This window comes from Actinomadura rubrisoli (genome assembly GCF_004349215.1).
Classification (GTDB): domain Bacteria; phylum Actinomycetota; class Actinomycetes; order Streptosporangiales; family Streptosporangiaceae; genus Spirillospora; species Spirillospora rubrisoli.
In genome coordinates this window covers 36,761-44,554 of record NZ_SMKU01000032.1, presented here as the reverse complement: position 1 = coordinate 44,554, position 7,794 = coordinate 36,761, and the positions used below count along the sequence as shown (strand labels likewise).

The 7,794-nt window shown below is 73.6% G+C and carries 8 protein-coding genes; 4 read left to right on the top strand and 4 right to left on the bottom strand.

What is annotated here, in order from left to right; genetic code table 11:
* A partial coding sequence (locus E1298_RS09780) for a LysR family transcriptional regulator (protein ID WP_131891410.1) occupies positions 1-818 on the bottom strand: 818 nt, incomplete at its 3' end.
* 123 nt (positions 819-941) lie between these two features.
* On the opposite strand from E1298_RS09780, the gene E1298_RS09775 reads away from it, so the two are divergent.
* Positions 942-1,517 carry an ATP-dependent Clp protease proteolytic subunit gene (locus tag E1298_RS09775; RefSeq protein ID WP_207944530.1) on the top strand — a complete coding sequence of 192 codons (576 nt, stop codon included), beginning with the start codon at positions 942-944 and terminating at the stop codon, positions 1,515-1,517.
* 46 nt (positions 1,518-1,563) lie between these two features.
* On the top strand, positions 1,564-2,343 hold the full coding sequence (locus E1298_RS09770; RefSeq protein WP_131891405.1) for an endonuclease/exonuclease/phosphatase family protein: 780 nt from the start codon (positions 1,564-1,566) through the stop codon (positions 2,341-2,343).
* A 13-nt stretch (positions 2,344-2,356) separates the two neighbouring features.
* On the opposite strand, the gene E1298_RS09765 is transcribed toward E1298_RS09770, so the two are convergent.
* From E1298_RS09765 to E1298_RS09755, 3 genes are all read right to left on the bottom strand, one after another.
* Positions 2,357-3,196: an NAD(P)H-binding protein gene (locus E1298_RS09765; RefSeq protein ID WP_131891402.1), complete on the bottom strand. Its 840-nt coding sequence runs from the start codon at positions 3,194-3,196 to the stop codon at positions 2,357-2,359.
* A 101-nt stretch (positions 3,197-3,297) separates the two neighbouring features.
* The gene (locus E1298_RS09760) at positions 3,298-4,050 is read right to left on the bottom strand and encodes a hypothetical protein (RefSeq protein WP_131891399.1); all 753 of its coding nucleotides are present in this window, start codon (positions 4,048-4,050) and stop codon (positions 3,298-3,300) included.
* Positions 4,047-4,748: an RNA polymerase sigma factor gene (locus E1298_RS09755; protein ID WP_131891395.1), complete on the bottom strand. Its 702-nt coding sequence runs from the start codon at positions 4,746-4,748 to the stop codon at positions 4,047-4,049. Before E1298_RS09755 ends, E1298_RS09760 begins: the two co-directional genes overlap by 4 nt.
* Positions 4,749-4,854: 106 nt before the next feature.
* Here E1298_RS09755 and E1298_RS49370 point away from each other — a divergent pair, with 106 nt between their 5' ends.
* Both E1298_RS49370 and E1298_RS09745 read left to right on the top strand, forming a co-directional pair.
* Complete coding sequence (locus tag E1298_RS49370) at positions 4,855-5,547, top strand: hypothetical protein (protein WP_131891392.1); 693 nt, start codon at positions 4,855-4,857, stop codon at positions 5,545-5,547.
* Between the two features lie 2 nt (positions 5,548-5,549).
* The gene (locus E1298_RS09745; RefSeq protein WP_243725488.1) at positions 5,550-7,790 is read left to right on the top strand and encodes a bifunctional polysaccharide deacetylase/glycosyltransferase family 2 protein; all 2,241 of its coding nucleotides are present in this window, start codon (positions 5,550-5,552) and stop codon (positions 7,788-7,790) included.
* Positions 7,791-7,794 lie beyond the last annotated feature (4 nt).

The window sequence follows — 7,794 nt, the reverse complement described above, 5'->3', positions numbered from 1 at the left end:
ACGACCGACCAGGGGAAGAGGGGGACGGGGTCGGTGATGGGGATGCGGACCATGCCCTCTTCCGTGGGGAGGACCATGTCCCGCTCGCCGACGGCGACGGCCTTGTTGTCGCGTTCCATCATCTCCCTGTAGCCGAGGAGGCCGAAGGCCGGTTCGGAGAAGCGGAGCGGGATGCCGAACTCGGTCGCGAGGCGGGTCAGGTAGCCGCGCCATTCGGTGGAGCCGCCCGGGTCGGGCATCACGATGCCGGCGGCGGCGAGGTCGCGGACAGGGAGGGCCGTCCGGGACGCCAGCGGGTGCCCTTCCAGGACGAACGCGTACAGCGGGGCCAGGGAGAACCGGCGGCGGGCCAGTTCGTCCGGCCAAGGGCGGCCGAGGTCGTGCGCGCGGCCGAACGCGGCGTCGATCTCGCCGCGCAGGAGGGCGGGGAGCGCGACGGCGAGGCCCTGCCGCATGGTGGCCTCGACCCGGATCGCGGGTTCGGCGGCGATGACGCGTCGGATCGTCTCCATCGGGCTGAACCGCTCGTGGTAGACGTCGATGCGCAGCGGGACGGGGACGCCGCGGACCGCGTTCACGGCCGTCTCGAAGGCCGTGATCGCCTCGCGGGCGAGCGGCAGGAGGCGCCGTCCGGCCGGGGTGAGCTCGACCGAGCGGGTGGTGCGGTCGAAGAGCGGGACGGCGAGGGCGGCTTCGAGGCGGCGGATGCGCTTGGAGAGGGCCTGCTGGGTGAGGAAGAGCCGGGCGGCCGCCCGTCCGAAGTGAAGGTCCTCGGCGGCGGCGACGAAGGCGCGCATGCCCTGGAGGTCCGCGTCCATGGTCCCAGATTAACAACCGGGGGTTGTGAATGTGCCGGGAAGTGTTGTTGGACGCGGGGCCTGACCTGCGGTTCTCCTTGAGGCATGGCCCATCTTCTCCACCCGACCGCCAAGACCGACGAGATGACCGCCCAGCTCGGGAGCGAGCACGTCTACCAGCGGCTGCTGCGCCGGCGCATCATCGTCCTCGGCCAGCAGGTCGACGACGCCATCGCGAACCGGATCTGCGGGGAGATGCTGCTGCTCTCCGCCGAGGACGGCGAACGCGACATCCACCTCTACATCAACTCGCCCGGCGGCTCGGTGACGGCCGGGATGGCGATCTACGACATCATGCAGTTCATCCCGAACGACGTGGCGACGCTGTCGCTGGGGTTCACCGCGTCGATGGGGCAGTTCCTGCTGTGCGCGGGCACCCCCGGCAAGCGGTACGCCCTGCCGCACGCGCGGATCCTGATGCACCAGCCGTCCGGCGGGATCGGCGGCACCGCGTCCGACATCAAGATCCAGGCCGAGAGCATGGTGTTCACCAAGCGGATCTTCCAGGAACGCGTCGCGTTCCACACCGGGCAGCCGGTCGAGCGGATCTCCGCCGACTCCGACCGCGACCGGTGGTTCACGGCCGAGGAGGCGCGGGAGTACGGCTTCGTCGACCATGTCGTGAGCCACGCCGGGCAGGTCGCCGCCCAACCGGCCTAACCGTCTGACCCGCTTAGCGGGCCGTCTGGCCGGGTAGCGGGCGGGCATGCGCGTCTTGACGTTGAACCTGTGGGGGCGGAGGGGCGACTGGGCCGGACGGCGGAAGATGATCGCCGACGGTGTCCGGGAGCTGCGGCCCGATCTCGTCGCGTTCCAGGAGTCGGTCAGGACGGCGTCCTACGACCAGGCCGCCGACCTGCTCGGGCCGGACTACGTCGTGGCGCATCAGGCGAAGCGGGAACCGGACGGGCAGGGCATCTCGATCGGGAGCCGGTGGCCGATCACGGCGGCGACGGAGGTCGACCTGAAGGTCACGCCGCGGACCGTCGCGTTCGCCTGCACGAGCCTCGTCGCCGAGGTCCGGGCACCCGATCCGATCGGGCCGCTGCTGTTCGTCAACCACTTCCCCAACTGGCAACTCGCGTACGAGCACGAGCGGGAGTTGCAGGCCGTGGCGGCGGCGCGGGCCATCGAGGGGCGCCTGCACGACGGCCCGATGCACGTGGTCGTGGCCGGTGACTTCGATGCCGCGCCGGACGCGGCCAGCATGCGCTTCTGGACGGGACGGCAGTCGCTGCACGGCATGAGCGTCTGCTACCGGGACGCCTGGGAGCGCATCCACCCCGATGAGCCCGGCCACACGTACACGCCGGAGAACCCGCTGATGGAGGACGGTGACTGGCCGTTCCGCCGGATCGACCACATCCTGGTGCGCTGCGGCCTGCACGGCGGCCCCACGCTGGCGATCCGCGACTGCACCCGCGTGTTCGTCGAGCCCGCAGCGAGTGATCACTACGGGCTCGTCGCCGATCTGGCGATGAACTGACGGGTCGCTTCGATCAGGCGAAGTCGGCGGTGTGGTCGGCGGCCCACTGGGCGAAGGAGCGCGCCGGGCGTCCCGTGATCTCCTCGACGGTGGAGTTCACCACGGCGGGCTTGCCGACGGTCGCCGCCATGAGGTCGAACAGGGCGTTGACGAAGTCGGCGTCCATGAACCGGCCCATCTGCTCGCGGACGGGCTGGTCGTCCAGCTCCTCGAAGGTCAGCGGGCGGCCGAGCGCCTGCCCGAGGACGGCCGCCTGGTCGGCCTGCGTCAGGGACTCCGGGCCGGTGAGGTCGTAGATCCGTCCGGCGTGGCCGTCGCTCGTGAGGACGCGCGCCGCGACCTCCGCGACGTCCCGCTCGTGGACGGGCGCGCTCGTCGCGGCGGCGTACGGGGCGCGGATGACGTCGCCGCCCGTGAGCTGCATGCCGAACGAGAGGGCGTTGATGGCCGGGAAGAACAGGCGCAGGAACGTCCAGTCCGCTCCGGTCGCGGCGATCGCCTTCTCGACGCCGTGGTGGTATTGGGCGATCACGTCGGGCTGCCGGTCGGCGCCGTCGACCACGGCGCCGGAGGAGAGGAAGACGATCCTCCGCACCCCGGCCTCGCGGGCGGCGTCCAGGAACGCCGCCGGGTCCAGGCCATAGGGCAGGACGAGGAAAACGGAGGTCACGCCGTCGAGCGCGGGGGCCAGCGTCTCGGGGGCGGCCAGGTCCCCGCGCACCACCTGGGCACCTGGAGGGAGGTTCGCGGCGTTCGGGTCGCGGGTGAGCGCGCGGACCGGCTCGCCGGCCTCCAGCAGCGTCTCGACGGTCTGGCGGCCGAAGTGGGCGGTGGCGCCGATGGTCAGGATCATGGTGGTTCCTCTCTCTGTCCGTGCCTGCACTCTATCAGAACGGAATGCTTTGTTCCAAACGGAGATGATGCACGTAGAGAGAGAAAGGTGCAGGTGACAGCCTACTTGAGGGGGGCCTTCGGGTTCGGGGTCTTCCCGGGCGCCAGGCCGGGGTGGGTGGAGCCGTTCGAGCCGGGGTTCTTGCCGTTGGGGCCCCGGTGGTCGTGGTCGCGGCGGGGGTGCGACCGCCGCGGCTTCTTCGGCTTCTTCCCCTTCTTCTCCTTCTTCGGCTTCTTGGACTCCTCGGAACCGGCTCCCGGCTTGCCCGCCTGCTTGCCGTGCCCCTCCTGCCGTCCGGCCTTCGGGGACTTGGAGGGCGAGGGCGTCGGCGAGGGCGTCGGCGTCGGCGACGGCGCGCCCGGCGCGGTGGGCGAGCCGGGTCCGGACGGGGTGCCAGGGCCGGACGGGGTGCCGTAGTGATCGCGCGTGATCTTGGGGACGCGATGCGGAGGCTCCGGCTTCGTGTCGCGTCCGGGGAGGTGCCCGGTCCCCGCCGCGATGGCGACCCCGCCGAACGCGGCCAGGACGCCGGTCGCCACCACGAGCTTGACCGTCACGGCCCGGGGAACGACGGCCAGCCGGCGGCGCGTCCTGGACGCCGCCGGTGCGCCGGCCGAGCGGGTCTCGGCGGTGCGGGCGGCGGTGAACGCGGCGGCGGCGGCGTCCTCGCCCGCGAGCTCTTCGGGACGCCCGGGCGCCGAGGCGGCCGCGAGCAGTCCGCGGAGCCCGGCGTGGTCGTCCACACCGGGATCGGCGCCGTCGAGCAGGCGCTCGGCGTCGCGCGGGTCGAGCCGATCGGTCCCGTGGTCGCTCATCTCACCCCTTCAGCGCCGGGCTCGCCGGTTCTGTCACCACAGGTGCCAGGGAGTGACCCGGCGGCGGTCCCTCCCGGCGAGGCGGCGGCCGTTCCCGGTGACGCGGCGGGCGCGGCCGTCGGCGCGAGGCGGTCGGCGAGGCGCTTGAGGCCGCGGTAGGACGCGGTGCGCACCGCGCCCGCGCGCTTGCCGAGCACCTTGCCCGCCGACTTGGCGTCCAGGCCCATGACCACGCGCAGCAGCACCGCCTCGGCCTGGTCGCGCGGCAGCTCGGCGATGAGGCGCAGCGCGTCCCCGGTGGCGAGGCCCTCCAGGGCGATCATCTCGGTGTCGCCCTCGGCGGCGATCGTGGTGAGCTCCTCGACGGGGAGGTCGGCGGCGGGCCGCCGGGACCTGCGGCGCAGATGGTCCAGCGCGCGGTGCCGGGTGATCGTCGCGGTCCAGCCGCGGAAGCCGTCGAGGTCGCCGCGGAAGGTGGGCAGGTCCCGGGAGATCTGGAGCCACGCCTCGGACGTGACGTCCTCGGCGTCCGCGCCGACGAGCGCGCCGGCGAAGCGGATCAGCCGAGGCTGGGTGTCGCGGTAGAGCAGGCGGAAGGACGTCTCGTCGCCCTTCTGCGCCTCCCGCAGGGCACGGCGGAGCTCTTCTTCCCTCCCCGCGTCGCCCGCCCTGTCCTCCGCTCTCGTCACCCGCGACATTGTGCAGGGATTCTCACCGATGTGTGACACGAAAGCCGGGCAGGGCGCTGAAGCATCGAACGCCCACGACGCCATTGCGAGCGGGCCGTTCCCCCCACTGCGCGAAGTGACGGAAAAGATGATCAGCGACGCACCCGCACAAGCTCCCCCTCCGGACGAACCGCCAGGCAAGGGCGGTCGTCCGGACACCGGTGCCCCCGCCGGAACCAGGGCCCCGGGCCGCCGGGACGAGCTGCTCGTCACCGGTATCCCGGCGGCCACCAGTGGCCACGCGCCGACGGAGATGCTCGAAACCGCCCCGTTCGCCGACACATTCGCCGAGACGAACACCGGCGCGGCCGCGCCGGTGTTCGTCGACCCGAGCGGGCGGCGGCGACGGTTCGGGCGGCGGCTGGGGCTCGCGGCCGGCGCGTCGCTCGTCCTGTTCCTCGGCGCGCTGGGCGTCGGCGTGGCGACGGGCGCGGACGTGCCGCTGACGACCTGGGACCAGCCGCCCGGCCACCGCCGCGCGAGCGAGAGCCCCCCGAACGGGCGCGAGCCGCGCCGGGCCGGGCCCGATGAGGGGACGCGGCGCGGCGAGGGCAGGCCGGGGACCAGCGGCGGCCGCGACGGCAGCCGTGGCGGCGGTCCGGTGGTGAGTCCGTCCGGCGCGGGCGACGGATCATGGACGACGCCGTCCGCGCCGCCCACCCCCTCGGCGCCGGGGACAACGCCGGCCGTCACGCCCACGCCCACGCCGCGTCCGGGCAGCTCCCACACCGGCCCGCCCGCGTGGGGCCGCAAGAAGAAGCCGCGCTGACCGTGCGACGCGAACCGCGGGGCCACTGGGTGCTGCTCCTGCTCGGCGGCCTGGCGCTCGCCGTCCTCCTGCTGCTGGACGGCTTCGCCCACGGCGCCGTCGGCGAGGCGCCGCGCGTGGAGCCCGCGCATCCCGCGCCCGCCCCGTCCGAGGTCACCTCGGGCGGACCGGTCCTCAACATGGCGGGCGGCACGCTGCACAGCCTCCGCATGCCGGCCAAGACGATCGCGCTGACCTTCGACGACGGCCCCGATCCCGAGTGGACGCCGCGGCTGCTCGACCTGCTGCGGCGGCGCGGCGCCCGCGCCACCTTCTTCACCATCGGCGCGCACATCGCCGAGAACCCCGGGCTGACGCGCCGGATCCTCCGCGAGGGCAACGAGATCGGCTCGCACACCTACACGCACATCGACATGGCCACCGCGCCGGCCTGGCGGAACCGCCTGGAACTGGACCTCACGCAGCGCGCCCTCGCGGGCGCGGCGGGCGTGCACACCCGGCTGATGCGGATGCCGTACTCGTCCGGCCCGGACGGCCTGACCGACGCGGAGTGGCGCGCGGCCCGCCTGGCGGGCGGGGACGGGTACGTCGTCGTCCTGACCGACCGCGACACCGAGGACTGGGCCATGCCCGGCACCGCGAAGATCGTCCAGAGCGCGCTGGCGGCGGAGCGGCGCGGCGAGGGCGCCGTCGTCATGCTGCACGACTCGGGCGGCGACAGGACGCAGACCCTCGCGGCCGTCGAGCAGATCATCGAGCGGCTCCAGCCGCAGGGGTACCGCTTCACCACGCTGACGGAGGCGCTGCGGATGCCCGCCGCCGAGGTCCCGGTCCCGGCGCGGGAGAAGGCCGTCGGCTGGACGCTGGTCACCGCGCAGCGCGCCGCGTCCACCCTCACCGGGGCCCTGGGCGCGCTGTTCGGGCTGGCCGGCGTCCTGTACGCGGCGCGCCTGGTGGTGCTGCTGCCGTTCGCGCACGTGCATATGCGCCGCGTCCGCGGGCGGCGGCGCGGCCGGCGGATCCGCGGACGGCCCGGCGGCGCCGATCGGTCCGGTGAGGCGCCGGGACGGCAGGGGGACGGGCCTGTCTGCGGGAGCCCGATCCTGCCCGGTATCCCCGGGTACGACGAGCTGCCCCCGGACCCGTTCCCGCCCCTCTCGGTGATCGTCCCGGCGTACAACGAGGAGGCGGGGATCGCGGCGACGGTCATGTCGCTGCTCGACACCGACTATCCGGGCGCCGTCGAGGTGATCGTGGTGGACGACGGGTCCACCGACCGCACCGCCGAGATCGTCCAGGCGCTCGGGCTGCCCCGCGTCCGGCTCGTCCGGAAGGGGAACGGCGGCAAGCCGAGCGCGCTCAACGCGGGCGTCGCCCTGGCCGGCACGGAGGTCCTGGTGCTGGTCGACGGGGACACCGTGTTCCAGCGCGACACCCTCCGCCACCTCGTCGCGCCGCTGGCCGACCCGCGGGTCGGTGCGGTGAGCGGCAACACCAAGGTCGCCAACCGCGGCGGGATCCTGGGCCGCTGGCAGCACATCGAGTACGTGATCGGCTTCAACCTCGACCGCCGGATGTTCGACGTCCTGCAGTGCATGCCCACCGTCCCGGGCGCCATCGGCGCGTTCCGGCGGGCGGCGCTCGCGCGGGTGGGCGGCGTCCCGGGCGACACCCTCGCCGAGGACACCGACCTCACCATGGCGATCTGCCGCACCGGCCTGCGCGTCGTCTACGAGGAGAAGGCCCTCGCCTGGACGGAGGCGCCGTCGTCGCTGCGGCAGCTGTGGAGGCAGCGCTACCGCTGGTGCTACGGCACCATGCAGGCGATGTGGAAGCACCGCCGCTCGGTCTTCGAGCGCGGCGGCTCGGGCCGGTTCGGCCGCCGCTGCCTGACCTACCTGGCGGTGTTCCAAGTGCTGCTCCCGCTGTTCGCGCCCGCCGTCGACCTGTTCGCCCTGTACGGGCTGGTGTTCCTGGACCCGATGACCCCGATCCTGATGTGGACGGTCTTCGCCGCCGCCCAGACCGCCGCCGGTGCCTACGCGCTCTGGCTGGACGGCGAGCCGATCCGTCCGCTGTGGACCCTGCCGCTCCAGCAGGTCGTCTACCGGCAGCTGATGTACCTGGTGGTCGTGCAGTCCGTGGTGACCGCACTGCTGGGCGCGGGCCTGCGCTGGCACACGATCCGCCGGACGGGCACGTTCGCGGACGCTCCGGGCGTCCAGCCGACGACGCCGCGCTGACCGT